The organism is Hyphococcus luteus, assembly GCF_002943565.1.
GTDB lineage: Bacteria > Pseudomonadota > Alphaproteobacteria > Caulobacterales > Parvularculaceae > Hyphococcus > Hyphococcus luteus.
The window spans coordinates 391,214-410,669 of the sequence record NZ_PJCH01000005.1; the positions used below are offsets into that span (position 1 = coordinate 391,214).

Below are 19,456 nucleotides of genomic sequence, written 5' to 3' on the forward strand. Positions count from 1 at the left end.
GGCGGCGCAAAGACGCAATTCGGGACAACCATACGATGTTTAAGAATGATGCAAGGCGCTACCGGCGGATCAGTCTCGATCTCCCAGCGCGCATTGTGATTAACGCTGTCGATGAATATGAGGGCCGTCTCCTCAATATCTCACCGGGCGACATGGCGCTGATCACCGAGGCCAGAGCCGTGGTCGGCGACGCTGCGATCATCCATATCGACGGTCTCGACGTCATCGAAACCACTGTGGCGCGCCTCTTCCCCGACGGCTTCGCCGTTTCCTTCCTCTTGTCGAAGCGCCGCCGCAATCTTCTGACCGAGCAATTGATGCTGCGCGCCAATCCGGATTTCGCCGACGGGCTCGCCGACCGCCGCAATGCGTTGCGCCACCGCGAGGGCGGCTCGCGCCTGATCTGCCGCCTCGCCGACGGCTCGTCGCTTTTCGTGTCCGTCGTCGACACCTCCGTGAACGGCGTCTCGGTCGACGCGCGCCGGCGCCCGCCGGTGGGCTCGCCCATTCATGTGGGCCGGCGCCGCGGCGTCATCGTGCGCCACACGCCGCGCGGCTTCGTCGTGGTGTATGAAACGGCGCAGGAAGACGCGGCCGAGAAAACGGCGGAAGACCCCGGAAAACCGGCGCTTCGCGCCGTCAACTGATTACCGGCCGGGCTCGCCCAGCACATAAGGCCCGAGATTGGCCATCACTTCACGCGCATTGAAAGCCTGCGGATTGTCCGCGGGCTTGTCGCCCTTGAACATGGCGACATAAGCGACCGCCGAATAGCGGGTGATCTCGCGCGTATAGCTGTCATAAGGCTGACCCCAGCCCCAGCCATAAGCGTAATAGGGGAAGCCGTAATAAGGCCGGTAGAACGGATAGCCGTACCCGTAGCGCCCGTAGAAGGCCGGTTCCGACGTCGTCGAATAGGATTTGTTCGCTTCCGTGTCGCTTTCGATGGCGACGAAATAATCATAGCCAAGTTCGACCGTCAGCTCGGCCGCCCGGTAAAGCAGCGCGTTCTCCACGGTTTCGCGCGAGGTTACGGAATTGCCGCGGAAGGTGATGCGGTAGCGGTTCGATTCAATGCGTTGTTCGGAAAAGCCGTAGCCCTTTCCGTTCGCCGCCGGACCGTAAGGCGTCGAGGTGGCGCAGGCGGCCATTAAAAGCGCGGCTCCTGCAAGGATGATCAATCGAAACATGGCGTAACTCCCGGCGTTGTAGGCCCTTAGGCGATGAGCATCGTCCCCGCGAGGATTATAGGCGCCGCACCGCCTATTCTGCAACGCCGCTGTATGCGGCGAAATCAGTCTTCACGGGAGTTTGACAGGGCTTCGGCCCGCGTTTCGACGGTTGACGTCAGGAAGTCGTCAGGAACCGACTTGAGGTGCAGGTCGCGCTGCGGGAACGGGATTTCGATGTTCATTTCATGCAGCATGTCCCAGATCGCCATATAGACGTCGGAGCGCACATTGGCCGAGCCGTTGGCGGGATCGTTGATCCAGAACCGCAAATCGAAATTGACGGAGCTGTCGCCGAACTCCATCACGTTGCAGCGCGGCGCCGGGCTTTTCAGCACCCGGTCGATGGTCAGCGCGCGCTCTTCGGCGGCGCGGGCGAGGCCGCGCAGATCCTTGGTCGAATAGGAGACGCCGAAAGGCGCATGCAGGCGCACCACCCGGTCGTCATGGGACCAGTTGACGACGCCGTCCTCGATGAATTTGTCGTTGGGCACGAGATGCGCCGTGCCGTCGCGCGTTCTCAAACTCACATAGCGCGCATTCATCGCCGTCACCCAGCCATAAGTGCCCGCCACCTCGATGACGTCGCCGGGCTTGATCGACTTGTCGGCGATCAGGGTGAAGCCGGCGAAGAAGTTCGAGACGGTGCGCTGCATGCCAAGACCGATGCCGAGCCCGATGGCGCCGCCGAAGATCGCCAGCGTGCCGAAAGGAAAGCCGACGATCTGCAGCGCCAGCACCAGCGCCACCACCGGCAACAAAACATCGAGAATTTTCGCGAGCAGCGCCTTGAACGAAACCGTCAGTTCGTCGATCGCATTGATCCGCCCCTGGATCAGGTGATTGAGAAAGCGCGCGCCCCAGAAAAGAACGCCGAACACCGCAAGCATGCGCAGGAAATCAAGCGCGGAAAAAGTTTGTGCGACGCCGTTTTCGTCCTCGCCGATGGGAAAGGAAAAGGCCTGAAGCTGGCGCACGACATCGTCAAGCACGCCGAACGCGTCGAGCGCGGCGATGGGCCAGGCGACATAAAACGCGACCCGCGACCAGAAGGGCGAGCGAATGACCAGCGTCACGAGACGGATGACGATCCACGCCGTCAGAAGGCTGACGCCCGCGGAAATGAGATTGCTGGAGCTTCCCGCCGCCTGCAGGCCGAGGACGGCGGCCTGCAACAGAATATAGAGCGCGATGGGCGTTGCGAGATGCGCGAAAGCGTTGGCGGCGCGGCGTAAGACGCCATAAGGCGCGCGCGGCGCAATCTGCGTCTGGATGAGTTTCCTCAAACGCGGGCCGAAAAACGCCGCCGGCAGGATCGCCGCGATGAGAATGGCGCCCTCGATGGCGACGCCGAGCGTCAGCATATGGCTTTGCAGATTGTCCCAGATGGCGAGCGCCTGCTCGCGCAGGCCGTCGACGCTTCCCTCGATCACCGATTCATCTGGCGCGGGCGCGTCCTGAGGCGGCGTTGCATCCTGGGTAGGCTGGGCGTCCTGCATGCGGTCATCCGTGCGGCGAAAGGCCTAAATGCTTCTACCAGCTTCGCTTTTCCGCGCAACTGGCGGCGGCGCCCAAGAGCCCCGCTCACAAGCCTGCACTGTTCCCGAAACCGGACCGACGGACGCGCCAGCCGCAGCACCGGTGCCTCTTAAAGACCAGAGCCGGCGCCGCATCGTTTCGCCGAGACGAACGTCTGATCTTCGTCCTTTAAACGCGGCGTGTCAGCGCCTTGCGTCAGGCTCTGGGCGTCAAGCGAGTTCAGCCTGACGCGCCGACAGATCGGCGCAACCGGCCTTCGCAAGCGCGAGAAGCGCCTGGAACTGCTCGTCCGTGAACGGATCGCCTTCCGCCGTCGCCTGCACCTCGACGAGCCCGCCGGTTCCGGTAATGACGAAATTGGCGTCGGCCTGCGCGGTCGAGTCCTCGTCGTAATCGAGATCGAGCGCCGGCGCGCCGCCGATCAGGCCGCAGGAGATCGCCGCCACCCGGTCGATGACCGGGCTCGATTTGATGACGCCCTGGCTGACCGCCCATTTGAACGCTTCGTTCATGGCGATCCAGGCGCCGGTGATCGAAGCGGTCCGGGTGCCGCCGTCGGCCTGAATGACGTCGCAGTCGATGAGAATCTGACGCTCGCCGAGCGCCTTCAGATCGACCACCGCGCGCAAGGAGCGGCCGATGAGACGCTGGATTTCCTGGGTCCGGCCCGACTGGCCGTTTTTGGCTTCGCGGCGCATGCGATCGCCGGTGGAGCGCGGCAGCATGCCGTATTCCGCCGTCACCCAACCGCGCCCGGCGCCGCGCAGCCAGGGCGGTGTCGTCTCGTCCCAGCTTGCCGTGCACAGCACATGGGTGTCCCCGAATTTCACCAGACAGGAGCCTTCCGCATGTTTGGCGACGCCGACATCGAAGGACACGGCCCGAAGCTCGTTGAAGGCGCGGCCGGAAGGTCTCATGAAATTCTCCGTAAACTCTGGGGCGGGACAGGGGGGCGGAACAGGAGGCGGGCCTTCCTACCCCCAAGCGCGGGGCCCTGTCGAGCCGGGCTTTTTCAAGGCCCTTGTTCTTGCCCGCGCAAGGCTTATTTTTCATTGTGAATGAACCTGATCGCGTCCTCAGACACAAATGCCCGTGCTCAACGATATTGACGAACGCTCGCGCGACGTCTTCCGCCGCCTTGTGGAGACCTATCTCGCCACCGGCGAGCCTGTGGGCTCGCGCACGCTGAGCCACGATTCCCAGATCGCGGTCTCGGCGGCGACCGTGCGCAACATCATGGCCGATCTTACGGATATGGGGCTTCTCCATGCGCCGCATATCTCTGCGGGGCGCCTGCCGACGGAGCTCGGGCTTCGCCTTTTCGTCGACGGGCTGATGCAGGTCGGCGATTTGAGCCCCGAAGAGCGCCAGGCGATCGAAGCGGAAGCCGCGTCCGGCGCCGCCGGCGACCTTCTGGAAGCGGCGGCCGCGCGCCTGTCGGGGCTCACCCAGACCGCCAGCCTCATCGTCACGCAAAAATCCGACGCGCCCCTGCGCCAGATCGAATTCGTCAGGACAAGCCCCGGCAAGGCGCTCGTCGTCATGGTGTTCGAAGACGGCAAGGTCGAAAACCGCGCCATCAACGTCCCCGACGACCTGCCGCCATCGGCGCTGGTCGCCGCCGGCAATTATCTGAACGCCCGGCTTCGCGGCCGCAATCTCAACGAAACCCGCGCCGGCATCCTCGCGGAAATCGAGGAGAACCGGGCCGAGCTCGACGAGCTTGCCTCGCGCCTCGTGCGCGACGGCGTCGCCGACATCGCCGGAGACGACAACTGGCAGCTGATCGTGCGCGGGCGCGGGCACCTCCTCGACGAGTCGGTGCAGGATATCGAGCGCGTGCGCATGCTGCTCGACGATCTCGAGCAGAAGCGGGACGTCATCGAGCTTCTCACCGCGGCCCGGGACGGCGAAGGGGTGAAAGTCTTCATCGGCTCGGAAAACCGGCTGTTCTCGCTTTCCGGCTCCTCGGTGATCGCCGCCCCCTATCGCGACGAAAACCGCAAGATTGTCGGGGTCCTGGGGGTGATCGGGCCCACCCGCCTCAATTACGCCCGGGTCGTCCCGATTGTGGACTATACGGCGGAAGTCCTCTCGCGGATGTTGAAATAGCGCGCTTGCTTGCGTAAATCCGCTTCCGACAGATTCCCCAGAAAAAGCGAAATCAAGCCATGAGCGATCACGACAAACCTTTTCTCGACGACCCGGAAATGCTGGGTGAAGACGATATGGCTGAGGATCAGGACGATCAGGCAGACGAAAGCGCGGCGCTGGAAGCGGCGCAGGCGGAAGTCGCGGCCCTGAACGACAAAGTGCTGCGGCTCGCCGCCGATCTTGAAAACACCCGGCGGCGCGCCGAACGCGAAAAGACCGATGCGAGCCGCTACGCCATTGCGGGCTTCGCCCGCGACCTTATCGGCGTCGCCGACAATTTCGAGCGCGCCTTTGCGGCCGCTGAAAACGGCGGGGCGGACGCCGTCGCCAGCCTGATCGACGGCCTTAAAATGACCGAGAAAGAGCTCCTGTCGGTGCTCGAGCGCCATGGCGTCAAGAAGGTCGCCGCCGAGCGCGAGAAATTCGATCCCAACCTGCACCAGGCCGTGGCGCAAGTTCCGCATGCGGAAATTCCCTCCGGCCATGTGGTCGACGTCGCCCAGCAGGGCTTCACCATCGGCGACCGCGTGTTGCGCGCGGCGATGGTGACGGTCTCCTCAGGGCCCGGCGGCGCAGGCGTTGCCGGCGGCGGCGAGACGCCGCCATCAGGCGATCCCGGCGAACGCCTCGACACCAAGGTTTGAGTTGTCTTCCAGTGATGAAAACAAAAGGGCGATCCTAAAGGATCGCCCTTTTGTTTTGAGAAGAAATACGAAGTTTTAGGCTTTCGGGCCCGCCGCTTTCACCGCATCGCTCACATGGTCTTCATAGATGCGGAAATTCTCGACGAACATCTTCGCAAGCTTTTGCGCCTGGGCGTCATAAGCGGCCGGATCGTCCCAGGTGTCGCGCGGATTGAGGATCGCCTTGTCGACGCCGGGCACGTCGGTCGGAACCTCGAAACCGAAAATCTCGTCGGTGCGCATCGGGGCCTTGTTCAGCGAACCGTTCAGCGCGGCGGTCAGAAGCGCGCGCGTCTCCTTGATCGGCATGCGCTTGCCCTGGCCATGAGGGCCGCCGGTCCAGCCGGTAGAGACGAGCCAGCAATCCACACCGTGCTTGTCGATGAGCTTGCCGAGAAGCGCGCCATATTCCGACGGATGGCGCGGCATGAAGGGCGCGCCGAAGCAGGTGGAAAAGGTCGCTTCCGGATCCTTGCCGAGACCTTTTTCCGTGCCGGCGACTTTCGCCGTGTAGCCCGACAGGAACATATACATGGCCTGCGCCGGGGAGAGCCGGGCGATCGGCGGCATTACGCCGAAGGCGTCGCAGGTGAGCATGATGATGTTGTTCGGATGCCCCGTGACGCCGCTGGTGCTGGCGTTCGGGATGTAGTGGATCGGATAGGCGCCGCGGGAGTTTTCGGCGAGCGTCGCATCGTCGAGATCGAGCTCGCGCGTTTCCGGGTGCATCACGACATTTTCGAGCACCGTGCCGAAGCGCTTGGTCGTCGCGTAAATCTCCGGCTCGGCGCTCGGCGACAGACGGATCATTTTCGCATAGCAGCCGCCTTCGAAATTGAAGAGCCCGTTCGGGCCCCAGCCATGCTCGTCATCGCCGATCAGCGTGCGGTGCGGGTCGGCGGAAAGCGTCGTCTTGCCGGTGCCGGAAAGGCCGAAAAAGATCGCCGGATCGTCGTCCTTGCCCACATTGACCGAGCAATGCATGGGCATGACGTCCTTTTCAGGCAGGAGATAGTTGAGGATCGTGAAGACCGATTTCTTCATCTCACCGGCGTAGGACGTGCCGCCGATGAGAACGAGGCGGCGCACGAAATCAACCGCGATCACCGTCTTCGAACGACAGCCATGGACTTCCGGATCGGCGGCGAAGCCGGGCAGATCGACAATGGTGAAGTCGGGATCGGCGCCGCGCTCTTCGAAAGGCGGGCGCACGAGCAGGTGCTGGATGAAAAGCCCGTGCCAGGCGTATTCGGTGAACACCCGCACCTTGATGCCGTAGGTCTTGTCGGCGCCGCCGGCGAGGTCCTGGCGGATAAGATCGTGCTGCGATGCGTAGTCGAGCATGTCCGCATGGAGCCGGTCGAAGGCCTCGTCGCTCATCGCCTTGTTGGCGTCCCACCAGATCGTGTCTTCGGTTTCGGGATGGCGGACGATGAATTTGTCCTGGGCCGAGCGGCCCGTATGCTCGCCCGTCTTGACGACCAGCGGGCCGTCCTTGCCGATCTCGCCTTCGCCGCGGGCCACCGCCAGCTGATACAGCGCGGCGTCCGTCAGATTGGAAAGCGATTGCGGCGCACAATCTTCAAAGCAGCGCGCATCAGGCGCCGCCGTTACCGATAAGCTCATTTTTTCATCTCCCTAGGACCTCACCATAATGAGGCGCGCCCGGGCCGCCATGCACTCGCGGCGCCAGTCGCCCCCCGGTCTTAGTGCTTATTTTAGCCCTTGGCCACATGAGGGCGGCTGTAATTCCCGCCAGTTTTCCCTCTGCTTCCTTTCTGGGCCAAAACCGCTTCCGTTAACCAACCCGGATAAAGCCTTGTTAACGCAACCACCCGAAAGTCGGGCTTGGGAGAAACCGCGTGACGTCTATGTTCGACCTTCTTTCAGCGACGCTTTTCATCGCGACGGCGGGGCTGTTTTTGCTCCGCATTCGCCATGAGCGGCCCCCGCTCGCGCCCTATCTGGTGGTCGCCCTCGTCTGCCTCGTCGGGGCCTGGCTCGGCAATCATGGCGGCGGGGTCGCCGCGGTCGCCCTCCTCATCGCGGCCTCCTTCCTGACCCTGCATCTCGCCAGCCAGCCCTATAGCGAAGATTCCGAAGAGAGCCTCTAAGGGCCGGCCGTCCTGACGGCCCCATTTCGCAGCCCTTGAAATCCCGGTAGAAAAGCGGGATCCGGCCGCCGGAAATCCGCGCCGCCCGCTCGCTCCCTATATAGGGCCTATGGACGCAAAAACGCTCGCCCCCGCCAATCGCAACGCCTTCGCCGAAGCCGGCGACGACGCGCAGCATATTGTGGACGTCCTTATCGAGGAGCGCGCCCACAAATTGCGCGCCTCGCCGCTCTGGCCGCTTTACAAGACCGTCCTCTATCCGCTGCTGCTCTACAGGCCGGCGGTCGAGATGGCCGACGCCATCGCCGACCTCCCGGCGCGGGAGGTGTTCGACTACATCAGCGACCTGTTGCAGCTCGACGTGTGCGCCGAAGGCTTGCATCACCTTCCTGAAAAGGGGCGGGTGCTGATCGCCTCGACGCATCCCACCGGCATCCCCGACGGCGTCGCCATGTTCGACGCGCTGAAAGAACGCCGCCCGGACATGACCTTCTTCGCCAATCGCGACGCGCTGCGCGCCGCGCCCGGCCTTGAGGACATGATCATTCCCGTGGAATGGATCGAGGAGAAACGCACGGCGGCGCGCTCGCGCGAGACCCTGAAAAGCGCCATCAAGGCGTTCGAGGCGGAAAAATGCGTGGTGCTGTTTCCCTCCGGGCGGCTCGCCTTCATGAACGAGGACAAAGAGCTCACCGAACAGGAATGGCTGACATCGGTGGCGATCTTCGCGCGCAAATATGATTGCCCGGTGGTCCCGGCGCATATCGATATGCGCAATTCATGGCTCTATTACTGGTTCTGGAAACTCAATACGGAGCTGCGCGACATCACGCTGTTCCATGAGCTTTTGAACAAGAAGCAAAAAACCTATCGCATCACGTTCGGCGCGCCAATTGAACCGGACGCGCTGAAAGGCGACGCCAGAGAGGTGGCGGACGCCCTGCGCCGTCACGCCATGGCGCTGAAGGCCGCGCCGCAGGACTGGCGCCCGATAGAGCCTCCTACGGCGTCACCTTGATGGGCTTTCTCGCCAGCAGCTTCTTGTGGCCCTGGATGAAACGCAATTCGTAATCGCCGGGCTCGTCCGGCATGCGCAGCGTTGCGGAAGCGCCGTTCTGAGCGCTGGCGTAATGGATGTATTTGAGGTCGTCCGCATCGGGTTCTGCAACCGCCACATAATCCCCCGCGCCATAGGGCGGGCCGGTGAATTCGACCTCCGCGCGTTCGCCCGCCTTCGCGGTCGCCGGACCGATCAGTTCGGCGCGCGCCGGCGTCACCATAATCGGCTTTCGCGCCAGCACTTTCTTGCCGCCCTGAATGAAGCGGATTTCATAGTCTCCGGCGTCGAGCGGCATGCGCAGGCTGCCGGGACTTCCGTTTTTGGTGTAATGATAGTCGTTGAATTTATTGCCGGGGGCGTCCGGCGCGACCACCGTCAGCCAGTCGCCCTGGGCCGCCTTCGGCCCCGTAAATTCAACGCTTATGGTTTCCCCGGCCACCGCCGTTTCCTTCGCTGAAAGGCTCGCCGTCGCTTCGGTGACCGTGACGGGCTGGCGCGCGATGATTTTGTTTCTGCCCTGAATAAACCGCAGCTCATACTCGCCGGGCTCTAAAGGCATCCTCAATTCGCCCGGACTTCCCTTGTTGGTGTAATAGTAATCGTTGAATTTCTGGCCGGGGGCGTCGGATTTTGTCACCGTGATCCAGTCGCCGCTGCCGGGCTTTGGGCCGGAGAATTCAATCGCGACCATTTCGCCCGCGACCGCCGTCGACGGCCCGCTGACGGACGCCTCCACCGCCGTGACGACGATCGGCCGCCGGGCGATGACGGTCTTGCCGCCCTGCACATAGCGGATCTCATAATTTCCCGCCTCCAGCGGCATCCGCAAATCCGCGGGACTGCCGTTCCTTATGTAAGCGTAGTCGTTATATTTGTTTCCCGGCGCGTCGGGTTTCACCACCGTGATCCAGTCGCCGGAGCCTGCGGGCGGGCCGGTGAATTCGACCTTGACGGTCTCCCCGGCGGCGGCCGTGTCCGGCGCGGTCAAGGTCGCCAGCGCTTCGGTCACCTTGATCGCCTGGCGCGCAATGACGCTCCTGCCGCCCTGCACGTAACGGATTTCATAATCCCCCGCTTCGAGCGGCATGCGCAGCTCCGCCGGGCTGCCGTTCCTTATATAGGCGTAGTCGTTGAATTTCTGGCCGGGCGCGTCGGGCTTCACCACCGTGACCCAGTCGCCGGAGCCCGCCGGCGGGCCGGTGAATTCGACCGCAATGGTCTCGCCCGCAATCGCCGTTTCCGGCGCTTGAAGCGTCGCCGTCGCGGGCGTCGCCTTGATCGGCGCCGTCGCCAGCGCGCGCAATGGCCGGCCCAGCATGTAGCTCACTTCGTAATCGCCGGGCTCCACGGGCATGCGGAGCTCCGCCGGATTGCCGCGGCTTACATACTCATAAGTTTTATACCCGTCGCCGCCGGCTTCCGCGATCTTGATGTAATCGCCTTTGCGGTCGGGCCCGGTCCAGTGAACCTTGATATTGGTTCCCGCCATGGCTTCGGTTTCGGGCTCAAGCCGGATCGTCGCTTCGACCGGGAAAGTGAGCGCGATGGTCACCGTCTTCTGCGCGCCTTCGCGCACGATAACGCCTTTCGCCGCGCCTTTAAGGCCGTCGGAGGGGCGCTCGACGGCGATGTCGTAGGAGCCCGGCGCGACGCTGGTTTCGACGACGCCGGCGCCCTCTTCGGCAAGCGCCGCATCGCCGCCGCCCGAAGGCGTGACGCGCCAGGTCAGCCCCTCTTCGATGACGATCCCGCCTTCGAGTTCGGTGGCGCGAAGATAAAGATTGGAAGCCGGCGGCGGCGCATCGGCCGCCTCGATCACCGTTTCGTTGAGGGCCTCGCCAAGGCTTGAGGCGTCCTGCGCCGAAACGAACATGCCGCCGGTATTCTCGGCGATACAGCGCAGTTGCGCCTGGGCGTTTTCTTCCGACACATCGAAACCGACAACATGCACGGTGAAATCGACGCCCGCTTTTTCCAAAGCCGCGGCGACGCCGCACGGATCCGGCGCGCAGGTTTCGATCCCGTCGCTGACGAGAATGACCGTCGCCTTTTCCTCCGTGTATTTCAGTTTTTCCGCAGCGAGCTTCACCGCATCCGCCATGGGCGTCTTGCCCTTGGGGTTGAGCCCCTCTACTGCGCTTGATATCGCCGCGCGCTCCGCGCCGACGGACGCGATCTCCTCGATGTCGGCGCAGTCGCCCTTGCGCCGGTGGCCATAGGCGACAAGCCCGAGACGCCGGTCGGCGGGAAGATCCTTCAGAAGATCGCCGAGCACCTGTTTGGCGATCGTAATCTTCGCCTCGCCCTCGATCTGACCCCACATGGAGCCCGAGGCGTCGAGCACCAGAATGGAATCGCCGCCTTCAGCCTGCGCAAGAGCCGGCGGCGGCGCGAAAAACCCAATAAAAACAGCAGAAAAAAGCGTCAGAAACGCGCGCGGACCCATGAAACTCCCCCTTCGATGGCGTCGCGCGGGAGCTTAACCATGACCGCATGGGAACGGAAGCGCTGCAGGCGCCCTAAAACGGAGCCGGCGTTTAAGCGGTCTTGTGATAGGTGAGCTCGAGGAAGACGTCTTCGAGATCGGCCTCGAGGGTCGTGAGGTCTTTCACCGAAACGCCCGCTGCGTTGAGGCGTTCGAGGATTTCCGCGACCCTGGTCTCGCTCGGCTGGTAATGGATGGCGAGATTGCCGTCTGGTTTCAAGTCCGCCGAAAGCGGGCCGAGATCGGGCGCCGCCGCGATCTCTTCATTGGGCGTCACCATCAAGGTCTTGCGGTCGAGCGAGGAGATCAGTTTTTCGGTCGGCTCGCAGGCGACGACTTCGCCATGATTGATGATGGCGATTTCCTCGCACAGCTCCTGCGCCTCTTCGAGATAGTGCGTGGTCAGAACAATCGTCACGCCCTGCTCGTGCAGCTTGACGACATATTCCCAAAGCTGCTTCCTGAGCTCGATGTCGACGCCGGCGGTGGGCTCGTCGAGAATCAGGATCGGCGGGGAATGCACCATCGCTTTCGCCACGAGCAAGCGGCGCTTCATGCCGCCGGAAAGCTGGCGCACATAGGCGTTGGCTTTATCGTCAAGGCCGAGGGCCTTCAAAATCTCCATGGAGCGGCGCTGGGATTTCGGCACGCCGTAAAGCCCCGCCTGAATCTCCATGCCTTCAAGCGGCGTGAAGAACACCTCCATGTTGATTTCCTGGGGCACGATCCCCAGCGCCGCGCGCGCCTGGCGCGGATTGCGGTCGATATCGAAGCCCCAGACCGAAATCTCGCCGGCGGTCTTGTTGACGAGCCCTGCGAGGATATTGATGAAGGTCGACTTGCCCGCGCCGTTCGGCCCCAACAGCCCGAAAATCGACCCGCGCTTGACGAGAATGTCGATGCCTTTCAAGGCCTCTTTCGGCGGCGATTTGCCGGCGCCGCCATAGGTCTTCCTGACGCCGCGGGCGGCGATGGCGTAGTCAGCGTTGGCGTTGAAATCCATGGGGCGCGTCATCCGGTCAGCCAAAGCCCGCTTATCGCGCCGGCGCCCGCAAGGGTCAACCGCGCCGATCCGCACGATAGCGCGAGGGCGAGACTTGACGAAAGGCTCCGGCGGCGGCAAGTCAGGCCCTTGAAACCACACAGAAGATCGCCCGCCCCATGAGCGAACACAAAACCCCCTCCGCTGCCGTCACGCCCGATCCGGAAGTCATCTATACGGACAAGCTGCGCGTCTCCTGCGACGGCGGCGGCGGCGCCCTCGGCCATCCGATCGTCTGGTATTCGCTGGAAGACGGCGAAGCCGAATGCGGCTATTGCGACCGTAAGTTTATCTACAAGCCGAACGAGACGTCGCACTAAAGCGTTTGCTGCTTTCTGATTTTTGGTTTCCGCTTACGCCGCTGCATCCTTCGGCGGCGGCGCCGCGTGGCTTGGCGCCGGCGGCGCGGCCGACGCCGCCGCCGGCCCTCCTTTCGACAACAAACGGCAGGCGACGAGGTCGCCGGTGACGTTGACGGCCGTCCTCGCCATGTCGAGCAGCCGGTCGACGCCGAGGACGAGCGCAAGACCCGTCAGCGGAATGCCGAAACTGGTCGCCGTCGCGGAGAGAACCGCGATGGAGGCGCCGGGCGCGGCGGGCGCGCCGATGGAGGCGCCGGTCAGCGTGACCATGATGAAAGCGGCCTCGCCGAAGGACAGCGAGGAGCCGGCGATATTGGCGAGAAAGACGATCGCCGCCGACTGATAAAGCGCCGTCCCCGCCATGTTGACGGTGGCGGCGAGGGGCGCCACGGCCCCGGCGAGGGAGGGCGGCACGCCAAGCTTTTCCACCGCCGTCTTCATGGTGAGCGGCATCACCGCCGCCGAGCTCGATGTGGAAAAAGCCAGAAGCTGCACCGGCGCGACGGCGCGTAAAAAGCCCCATGGCGTCATGCCTCCGAAGACCGCAACGATGACGAGATAAAGCGCCAGGAGGAGGCCAAGCCCGCCAATCACGACGGCGCAGTAAACCGCGAGATCGATGAGCGTGTTGAGCCCGTTCAAAGCCGTCGTCTGCGCCATCAGCCCGAAGACCGCGAAGGGCGCGAACCGCATCGCCGTGCGGATCACCGTCATGCAGACTTCGAGGACGGCGCCCATCAGCGAAACCAGCGGCTTTGTCAGTTCGCGATTGTCGGCGGTGATGACCGCGATGCCGATAAACAGCGAGAAAACAACCACCGCCAGCATATCCTGCTCGAGGATCGAGGCGGAGATATTCTGCGGAATGAGATTCGAAATCATCGCCGGCAGATCGCGGCTGATGGTTTCGATCGGCGAAACGGCTTGTTCGATGGTCGCGGGATCGGGCTTCAGACTCGGCGTCGGCGGCGCCTTCACCGCGATGTCCTTGCCCGCGCCGACCAGCCAGGCGAGGCCGCCGCCGAGCGACGCCGCCGCCATGGTGGTCGTCAGCACATAGACGATGAAGCGCACGCCGATGCGCTTTAAATCGGAGCCTTCGCCCGCGGCGGTGAGCCCCATGATGATGGAGCTGGCGACAAGCGGAATGATGACCATGCGGATGAGCGCCAGAAAAAGCCGGCCCGGCAAAGCGAGCCATTCGCCCACCAGCTCCGCGACGGAGCGCGAGACGAGGTTCAGATCCGGCCCGAACAGTGCGCCCACCGCCACGCCGATGACGATGGCGATGAGGACCTGCAGCCATAATTTCCCGCTGACGAGAACGTCGAGCCGGCGATTAAGACTGTTATATTTAAAGCGTGATTTCGGCATGGGGCGGTTTCGTTCTCCGCCGCCCTTTTACGGCGGGCTGGGCCGCCATGGCCAGTGCGAAAGGCATGCGCTTCCCCGTCGCAGGGGGCCGCCTAAACGCCTTCTCTTCGGGCGAGCCGCCAGACCTCGCGGGCCTTCGGCGGCGAGGCCTGAAGGATCGCGTTGCGGAAAATCCGGCCCATGAAGCGCGCGAGAAGCGCCGCAAAGGCGAGCATCAGCGCCGTCGCGCCGAGCACTTCCCATAAGGGCGGGTCGGCGGCGGCGCGCATCATCACCGCGTAAGGCGTATAGATCGGGATCCAGGTGAGGAGCGTCGCGATGAAGCCGTTGGGGTTCTGGAACACCATGATCATGAAAGGCAGCGGCGCGAAGACGAGGATCATCACCGGGCCCATATAAGACTGGGCGTCCTGCAGGGAATTCGACACCGCGCCGATGGCGAGAAAGATCATGGCGAAAATCGCATAGGCGCAGAAAAAATAGAAAAGATAGATGAGGAGCAGCGGCGAGCCGAAGAGCGTTCCGATGGCGGCGCCCATGAAACTGTCGCCGGCGGACGAAATGGTCGCCGAGGCCGCAAGCCCGCCGAAAAGGAAAATCGCCGGCATGGTCAGTCCCACGGCGGCGATGCCGATGAGCTTGCCCATCATCAATTGCTCCGCCGTCACCGACGAAAGGAGGATTTCGACGATTTTGTTCGAGCGCTCCTCGATCGTGTTGGTCAACAGAAGATTGCCAACGCCGAAAATGATCACCAGCAGCATATAGGTGAGCGCGGCGGGAAGGCCGGTTTCAACCCGGTCCTTGAGGCTCAATTGCGCGTCCTCCGCCGCGCGGTCGGGCCGGTAGGAATTGAAGGGCGCGGAAATCGCCGCCACATCGTCAAGCGCTTCTTCGCTGAGCCCCATATCGGCGATGGCTTGGCGTTTCAGGGCCGAGGTCAGCGCATTGCCGACGAGGTCTTCGAGCGCATTGTCGGTGAGGTTGCGGCTCCAATATTGCGCGGCGGCGGCCTCGTCCCCTTCCCCGAAATCGCGCGGCACCATGACGGCGGCGAACAGCGGCGTTGTCGCGCCCTCGGCGCGCATCACGTCGCGCTCGCCCAGAAGATAGGGCCTTAAGACCTCTTCGGCGTCTTCAAGGCTTGTAACGCCCTGAAGCAAGGCGTCGGTCTTGACGCGCTCGAATTGCTGGCGCGGCAATTCGAAGTCCGGCGCGCCTTCACGCAACAAAGGCGCTGCGGCTTGCCTCGCCGCTTCGAAACCGCCCGCCGCCTCGAACGCTTTCAGCCGGGCGTCGTTCACCTGCGCGGGCGCGAACGGTTCGGGCAGTGCTTCGGCGCCGTCGGCGACCGCCGCGCCGACATAATCGTCCCAAGCGCGAATCGCGCCGAACCGGTATCGCCGTTCGATTTCACGATCTATATCGTCCGCATACTGTCCGGTTTCATCATAGACGACGAAAGCGCGCACCGGCTTGTTGCGCTCCACAAGCCCCATGGCGGCGGTGACCGCGACAAGGCTCACCGGAAACATCAGGAGAAAGATCAAAAAGCCGCGCGAAAGGACATATTGCTTGTATTCCCTGAGCGCGATGAGGAGAACCTGTTTCATTCCGCCGCCTCCGCGCCCCGCGCGAAAGCGCGTTCTTGATCATGCGCCGGCGCGCTCGCCTCATCGCCGGCGAGATCGACGAAAATGTCGTGCAAGGTCGCGCCCGCCTGCTCGAAGCGGGTGAGGACAATCCCCGCTGCCACGGCCTGGCGCAGGAAATCCTGCGGGTCGGCGCCGTCGGCGAGCTCGATGCGGTAATCGCTTTCCTCGCCGCCATTGCGCTCGAGCCGGACCGCCTCGACGCCGGGCAAGACCTCGAACGCCGCCGCCGGCGCGGTCGAGCGCACATGCAGGCGCTGGCCGTAGCGCGCCCGCGCCTCGGAAAGCGTGCCTTCGAACCGTTTCTCGCCCTCGGCGATGATCAGGAAACGGTCGCACAAACGCTCCGCATGCTGCATGACATGGGTGGAGAAAATGATCGTGCGCCCCGATGCGCGCTGATCGGCGATGAGCTTTTCAAGCGTCTGCTGATTGATCGGATCGAGTCCCGAGAAAGGCTCGTCGAGAATGAGAAGCTCCGGTTCATGGGCGATGGTCGCCAGCAACTGAACCTTTTGCGCCATGCCTTTCGACAGCGCCTCGTTTTTCGAACGCGCGAAGTCTTCGAGCCCGAACTCTTCGAGAAGCGCGTAAGCCTTTTTCTTCGCGTCCCGTCCGGAAAGCCCGCGCAGCTGCGCAAAATAAGCAATCGACTGCGCCGCCTTCATCTTGCGGTAAAGCCCGCGCTCTTCGGGCAGATAGCCGATGCGCCGGCGCACGGAGATGGCCGAATTGGAGCCGAGGACGCAGATGCGGCCTTCGCTCGGGCGCACGATGTCGAGCATCATCCTCAGCGTCGTCGTCTTGCCGGCGCCGTTGGGACCTAAAAAGCCGTAGATCTCTCCCTTCGCCACCGAGAAGGTGAGGTCTTTCACCGCCGTGAAAGCGCCGTAGCGTTTCGTGATGTTTTCAAGCTGAACGGGATGATCCGTCATGCGCTCGCTTTCCTGGCGTTTCCGGCGGCGGTTTCGCCCCTTTCGGGCCGCCTTATTTTTGGCGTCTGCGGCGTTAAGGAATGGATAAGCCCCCTATAATCCGGGCGCTACCAGGTCCCCGTATTCTCCATGGACGCCCAGGGTTCAGCCGGCGCCAGATGCTCGCCCTCCTGCAACAGCTCGATGGAGATGCCGTCGGGCGAGCGCACAAAAGCCATATGCCCGTCGCGGGGCGGACGGTTAATCACGACGCCCGCATCCATCAGCTTTTGACAGGTTTCGTAAATATTTTCGACACGATAAGCGAGATGGCCGAAATTGCGCCCGCCCTGATAATCTTCCGTATCCCAATTATAGGTGAGCTCCACAAGCGGCGCTTTTCTCTCTTTCGCCATTTCGACATCATCGGGCGCGGCGAGAAAAACGAGGGTGAAACGGCCCTTCTCGCTTTCCATGCGGTTGACCTCCTGAAGGCCGAGCTTGTTGCAGTAAAAATCGAGCGACTGGTCGAGATCCTTGACCCTCACCATGGTGTGCAGATAACGCAAAATATGTCTCCTTAGCCTTCTCTTGAACGGATAATCTCGTCGCGCAGATAGCCGGGCCGGCGCTTGTGATAGCGGCGCATGAAAAACCAGACGATGACGAGCCAGGCGACGATGACGCCGAAGAAATAATAAAACCCCGAAAACGCCTCGGCGATATAGAGCTGGCACTCGGGCCCGCACTGCCAGGACTCGGCCACGCGCGCATCGCCGAGATTGACATACTGGACCATTTCCACCGGCTGCGGAACAACGCCCGTCGCCTGACCGGCCCATAACAGCCCGGTCAGGATGGCGAAGGTCACCGGCAGCGAAAGAAAAAAGGTCGCGAACGTCGCGAGCACATAAGCGGGGAAACGCGGCGTGTGGACCCGCGCATAGATCTCGCGGAACTTCTCTTCGCTGATCCCTTCGAGAAACTCCGGCTCGGTTTTCTGGAAATGCGCCCATTCGATTTCGGCGCCCTCGGCCACCTCTTCGGCGATTTTCCGCCGCCAGCGCCAGTAAAGACCGCCGGCGAGCAAGAGGGCCGCAAACACAACAAGGAAGAAGCCGAGCATCAAAGAAGTCCTAATGAATTCCCGCAAGGGCCGCCGGTTTACCCTAGGCCCGCGCTTTTCCCAAGGCGTCGGACAGGGCCTCGGCGAAGCGGCCCCGCTCTTCAGGCGACAAAAACGCGCCGAGAATGAGGGTCTTGCCCTTGGAGGTCACCTGAACCTGGCTTTCATGGCCGACGGGCCGCTCGATGAAAACCCGGGTCCAGTAAGGCTGGAGGCGCCAGCGGGTCTCATGGCCCGAGGGCAGGACCCGCGCCACCCACATCTCTTCATTGGTGACCCGCACCCGCTCGCGCAGGCGCCCCTGGCGGTAGCTGAGCTTGAAAGCCAGCCACACCGCGAAGACGTCGAACCCGCAGAACCCCACCACCGGCCAGGCGCCCTTCAAAAAGAAATAGGTCCCGAAAAACAGGTTCGAGGCGATGACGATGCTCATCACCGCCCAGAACCCGGTATTGGGCAGCGACCGGTTGGGATAAAGCACCGCATCGAAAAGACTTTCGCCCTCCGCCACATCGTCGAGGCCCGACGCCTTCGAGCTTCGGCCTTTGGCGACGGGCGCCATGGTCTCCATATGACGGACGCGTTTCATGGGGAAAACATAGGCGCGGGGGCGGCCCGCTGCAATTCGCCCTCGCAGGAACTTTACGCGAAAACTTTACCTCAGAGCCTGCTCGAAATCTCGGCAACAATCCCGGGAACTGAAATAATCAGACGGCAGCTTATCAAAACACGATACGGCTCAGGCGCTGATTCTTAAGTTTTAGAGCCTGATAAGCATCGGGACTGAGCGAGCGAACGTCTGAGCATCCACTGGCAAAACCATTTCTGTGAAAATTTCGGTTGGGCTCCAGGCGCGCCGCGCGCTATGGTCGCGCAAACGAATCTCAAGAGCGCCAAATGCCCAAAATGACGCGCGCAACCGCGCGGAAGATTTTCGAGCGCCTTTCAGAAGCGCGGCCCGCCCCGAAGACGGAGCTTCATTACAAAAATCCGTTCACCCTCGTCGTCGCCGTCGCCCTCTCGGCGCAGGCGACCGACGAGGGGGTCAACAAGGCGACCAAGACCCTGTTCGATGTCGCGGACACGCCGGAAAAGATGGCGGCGCTGGGCGAGAAGAAACTGGGCGAGTACGTCAAGACCATTGGCCTCTGGCGCAACAAGACCAAGAACGTCCTCGCGCTGTCGCAAAAGCTGATCGACGCGTTCGGCGGCGAAGTGCCGCAAACCCGCGAAGAGCTCGAAAGCCTGCCCGGCGTCGGGCGCAAGACCGCGAATGTGGTGCTGAATGTCGCCTTCGGCCAGCCGACCATCGCCGTCGACACCCATATTTTCCGGGTCGGCAACCGCACCGGACTGGCGCCCGGCAAAAACCCGCTCGAGGTCGAGCTGGGGCTTGAGAAAATCATCCCCGACGACTTCATGCAGCACGCCCATCACTGGCTGATCCTGCATGGCCGCTATATCTGCAAGGCGCGCAAACCCGAATGCTGGCGCTGCCCTATTGTCGATCTGTGCCAGTTCAAGGAAAAGGTGATGTCGCCGGACGCTCCTAAGAAAAACGGGCCTAAACCTGCGGCGAAAAAGAAGGCGGCGAAGAAGACTGCAAAGAAAGCCGCGCCGAAAAAGAAACTGGCGGGAAAGCCGAAATTGAGGACGGCGAAGAAAACCGCAAAGAAGAAAGCGCCCGCAAAATGACGCTGCAAGCTTTCCTCCCCCGCTCGT

Annotated in this window: 19 protein-coding genes; 7 read left to right on the plus strand and 12 right to left on the minus strand. The window is 62.8% G+C overall.

Annotated elements, in window-relative coordinates; all coding sequences use genetic code 11:
* Positions 1 to 35: 35 nt before the first annotated feature.
* Positions 36 to 647: a PilZ domain-containing protein gene (locus CW354_RS06785; RefSeq protein WP_104829279.1), complete on the plus strand. Its 612-nt coding sequence runs from the start codon at positions 36 to 38 to the stop codon at positions 645 to 647.
* Here CW354_RS06785 and CW354_RS06790 read toward each other — a convergent pair whose 3' ends face one another.
* The 3 genes from CW354_RS06790 to rph form a co-directional block, all read right to left on the minus strand.
* Positions 648 to 1,190 (minus strand): CC0125/CC1285 family lipoprotein, encoded by a 543-nt coding sequence (locus CW354_RS06790; RefSeq protein WP_104829280.1) that lies wholly within the window; start codon positions 1,188 to 1,190, stop codon positions 648 to 650.
* Between the two features lie 104 nt (positions 1,191 to 1,294).
* Positions 1,295 to 2,728 (minus strand): mechanosensitive ion channel family protein, encoded by a 1,434-nt coding sequence (locus CW354_RS06795; protein ID WP_104829281.1) that lies wholly within the window; start codon positions 2,726 to 2,728, stop codon positions 1,295 to 1,297.
* A 249-nt stretch (positions 2,729 to 2,977) separates the two neighbouring features.
* Positions 2,978 to 3,685, minus strand: coding sequence for a ribonuclease PH (gene rph, locus CW354_RS06800; RefSeq protein ID WP_104829282.1), 708 nt, complete (start codon positions 3,683 to 3,685; stop codon positions 2,978 to 2,980).
* Between the two features lie 169 nt (positions 3,686 to 3,854).
* Between rph and hrcA the strand changes: the two genes are divergently transcribed.
* Both hrcA and grpE read left to right on the plus strand, forming a co-directional pair.
* Positions 3,855 to 4,880, plus strand: a complete 1,026-nt coding sequence (gene hrcA, locus CW354_RS06805; protein ID WP_104829283.1) for a heat-inducible transcriptional repressor HrcA — start codon at positions 3,855 to 3,857, stop codon at positions 4,878 to 4,880.
* 59 nt (positions 4,881 to 4,939) lie between these two features.
* Positions 4,940 to 5,566 (plus strand): nucleotide exchange factor GrpE, encoded by a 627-nt coding sequence (gene grpE, locus CW354_RS06810; RefSeq protein WP_104829284.1) that lies wholly within the window; start codon positions 4,940 to 4,942, stop codon positions 5,564 to 5,566.
* Positions 5,567 to 5,641: 75 nt separating this feature from the next.
* Here grpE and CW354_RS06815 read toward each other — a convergent pair whose 3' ends face one another.
* A complete protein-coding gene (locus tag CW354_RS06815) occupies positions 5,642 to 7,231 on the minus strand; it encodes a phosphoenolpyruvate carboxykinase (RefSeq protein WP_104829285.1) in 1,590 nt (529 codons plus the stop codon).
* A gap of 245 nt (positions 7,232 to 7,476) precedes the next feature.
* Here CW354_RS06815 and CW354_RS06820 point away from each other — a divergent pair, with 245 nt between their 5' ends.
* Together CW354_RS06820 and CW354_RS06825 are read left to right on the plus strand one after the other, a co-directional pair.
* Positions 7,477 to 7,719 carry an XrtV sorting system accessory protein gene (locus tag CW354_RS06820; RefSeq protein ID WP_104829286.1) on the plus strand — a complete coding sequence of 81 codons (243 nt, stop codon included), beginning with the start codon at positions 7,477 to 7,479 and terminating at the stop codon, positions 7,717 to 7,719.
* Between the two features lie 109 nt (positions 7,720 to 7,828).
* Positions 7,829 to 8,737, plus strand: coding sequence for a 1-acyl-sn-glycerol-3-phosphate acyltransferase (locus CW354_RS06825; protein ID WP_104829287.1), 909 nt, complete (start codon positions 7,829 to 7,831; stop codon positions 8,735 to 8,737).
* On the opposite strand, the gene CW354_RS06830 is transcribed toward CW354_RS06825, so the two are convergent.
* Positions 8,721 to 11,225: a VWA domain-containing protein gene (locus tag CW354_RS06830; RefSeq protein ID WP_104829288.1), complete on the minus strand. Its 2,505-nt coding sequence runs from the start codon at positions 11,223 to 11,225 to the stop codon at positions 8,721 to 8,723. The two genes, CW354_RS06825 and CW354_RS06830, sit on opposite strands and share 17 nt — an antisense overlap.
* A 91-nt stretch (positions 11,226 to 11,316) precedes the next feature.
* Positions 11,317 to 12,279, minus strand: coding sequence for an ABC transporter ATP-binding protein (locus CW354_RS06835; RefSeq protein WP_207764702.1), 963 nt, complete (start codon positions 12,277 to 12,279; stop codon positions 11,317 to 11,319).
* 146 nt (positions 12,280 to 12,425) lie between these two features.
* Here CW354_RS06835 and CW354_RS06840 point away from each other — a divergent pair, with 146 nt between their 5' ends.
* A complete protein-coding gene (locus CW354_RS06840) occupies positions 12,426 to 12,626 on the plus strand; it encodes a zinc-finger domain-containing protein (RefSeq protein ID WP_104829289.1) in 201 nt (66 codons plus the stop codon).
* A gap of 33 nt (positions 12,627 to 12,659) precedes the next feature.
* On the opposite strand, the gene CW354_RS06845 is transcribed toward CW354_RS06840, so the two are convergent.
* From CW354_RS06845 to CW354_RS06870, 6 genes are all read right to left on the minus strand, one after another.
* Positions 12,660 to 14,042 carry a dicarboxylate/amino acid:cation symporter gene (locus CW354_RS06845; RefSeq protein WP_104829290.1) on the minus strand — a complete coding sequence of 461 codons (1,383 nt, stop codon included), beginning with the start codon at positions 14,040 to 14,042 and terminating at the stop codon, positions 12,660 to 12,662.
* A 92-nt stretch (positions 14,043 to 14,134) separates the two neighbouring features.
* The gene (locus tag CW354_RS06850) at positions 14,135 to 15,655 is read right to left on the minus strand and encodes an ABC transporter permease (RefSeq protein ID WP_104829291.1); all 1,521 of its coding nucleotides are present in this window, start codon (positions 15,653 to 15,655) and stop codon (positions 14,135 to 14,137) included.
* Entirely contained in the window at positions 15,652 to 16,629 is a 978-nt protein-coding gene (locus CW354_RS06855; protein ID WP_104829292.1) for an ABC transporter ATP-binding protein, read from the minus strand. The genes CW354_RS06850 and CW354_RS06855 overlap by 4 nt, the downstream gene beginning before the upstream one ends.
* Before the next feature lie 107 nt (positions 16,630 to 16,736).
* The gene (gene gloA, locus CW354_RS06860; protein WP_104829293.1) at positions 16,737 to 17,177 is read right to left on the minus strand and encodes a lactoylglutathione lyase; all 441 of its coding nucleotides are present in this window, start codon (positions 17,175 to 17,177) and stop codon (positions 16,737 to 16,739) included.
* A gap of 11 nt (positions 17,178 to 17,188) precedes the next feature.
* Positions 17,189 to 17,734, minus strand: a complete 546-nt coding sequence (locus CW354_RS06865) for a hypothetical protein (protein ID WP_133162208.1) — start codon at positions 17,732 to 17,734, stop codon at positions 17,189 to 17,191.
* 43 nt (positions 17,735 to 17,777) lie between these two features.
* The gene (locus CW354_RS06870; protein WP_207764703.1) at positions 17,778 to 18,323 is read right to left on the minus strand and encodes a DUF2244 domain-containing protein; all 546 of its coding nucleotides are present in this window, start codon (positions 18,321 to 18,323) and stop codon (positions 17,778 to 17,780) included.
* 308 nt (positions 18,324 to 18,631) lie between these two features.
* On the opposite strand from CW354_RS06870, the gene nth reads away from it, so the two are divergent.
* Entirely contained in the window at positions 18,632 to 19,429 is a 798-nt protein-coding gene (gene nth / locus CW354_RS06875; protein ID WP_207764704.1) for an endonuclease III, read from the plus strand.
* The last annotated feature ends 27 nt before the right edge of the window (positions 19,430 to 19,456 follow it).

Excerpts from the sequence above, each read along its gene's own strand:
- CW354_RS06835 (WP_207764702.1), bottom strand. The coding sequence starts at position 12,279 with ATGACGCGCCCCATGGATTTCAACGCCAACGCTGACTACGCCATCGCC.
- grpE (WP_104829284.1), top strand. The coding sequence starts at position 4,940 with ATGAGCGATCACGACAAACCTTTTCTCGACGACCCGGAAATGCTGGGT.
- CW354_RS06845 (WP_104829290.1), bottom strand. The coding sequence starts at position 14,042 with ATGCCGAAATCACGCTTTAAATATAACAGTCTTAATCGCCGGCTCGAC.
- CW354_RS06825 (WP_104829287.1), top strand. The coding sequence starts at position 7,829 with ATGGACGCAAAAACGCTCGCCCCCGCCAATCGCAACGCCTTCGCCGAA.
- CW354_RS06795 (WP_104829281.1), bottom strand. The coding sequence starts at position 2,728 with ATGCAGGACGCCCAGCCTACCCAGGATGCAACGCCGCCTCAGGACGCG.
- CW354_RS06815 (WP_104829285.1), bottom strand. The coding sequence starts at position 7,231 with ATGAGCTTATCGGTAACGGCGGCGCCTGATGCGCGCTGCTTTGAAGAT.
- CW354_RS06865 (WP_133162208.1), bottom strand. The coding sequence starts at position 17,734 with ATGCTCGGCTTCTTCCTTGTTGTGTTTGCGGCCCTCTTGCTCGCCGGC.
- hrcA (WP_104829283.1), top strand. The coding sequence starts at position 3,855 with ATGCCCGTGCTCAACGATATTGACGAACGCTCGCGCGACGTCTTCCGC.
- CW354_RS06850 (WP_104829291.1), bottom strand. The coding sequence starts at position 15,655 with ATGAAACAGGTTCTCCTCATCGCGCTCAGGGAATACAAGCAATATGTC.
- CW354_RS06785 (WP_104829279.1), top strand. The coding sequence starts at position 36 with ATGTTTAAGAATGATGCAAGGCGCTACCGGCGGATCAGTCTCGATCTC.
- CW354_RS06870 (WP_207764703.1), bottom strand. The coding sequence starts at position 18,323 with ATGAAACGCGTCCGTCATATGGAGACCATGGCGCCCGTCGCCAAAGGC.
- CW354_RS06840 (WP_104829289.1), top strand. The coding sequence starts at position 12,426 with ATGAGCGAACACAAAACCCCCTCCGCTGCCGTCACGCCCGATCCGGAA.
- rph (WP_104829282.1), bottom strand. The coding sequence starts at position 3,685 with ATGAGACCTTCCGGCCGCGCCTTCAACGAGCTTCGGGCCGTGTCCTTC.
- CW354_RS06830 (WP_104829288.1), bottom strand. The coding sequence starts at position 11,225 with ATGGGTCCGCGCGCGTTTCTGACGCTTTTTTCTGCTGTTTTTATTGGG.
- CW354_RS06790 (WP_104829280.1), bottom strand. The coding sequence starts at position 1,190 with ATGTTTCGATTGATCATCCTTGCAGGAGCCGCGCTTTTAATGGCCGCC.
- CW354_RS06855 (WP_104829292.1), bottom strand. The coding sequence starts at position 16,629 with ATGACGGATCATCCCGTTCAGCTTGAAAACATCACGAAACGCTACGGC.
- CW354_RS06820 (WP_104829286.1), top strand. The coding sequence starts at position 7,477 with ATGTTCGACCTTCTTTCAGCGACGCTTTTCATCGCGACGGCGGGGCTG.
- nth (WP_207764704.1), top strand. The coding sequence starts at position 18,632 with ATGCCCAAAATGACGCGCGCAACCGCGCGGAAGATTTTCGAGCGCCTT.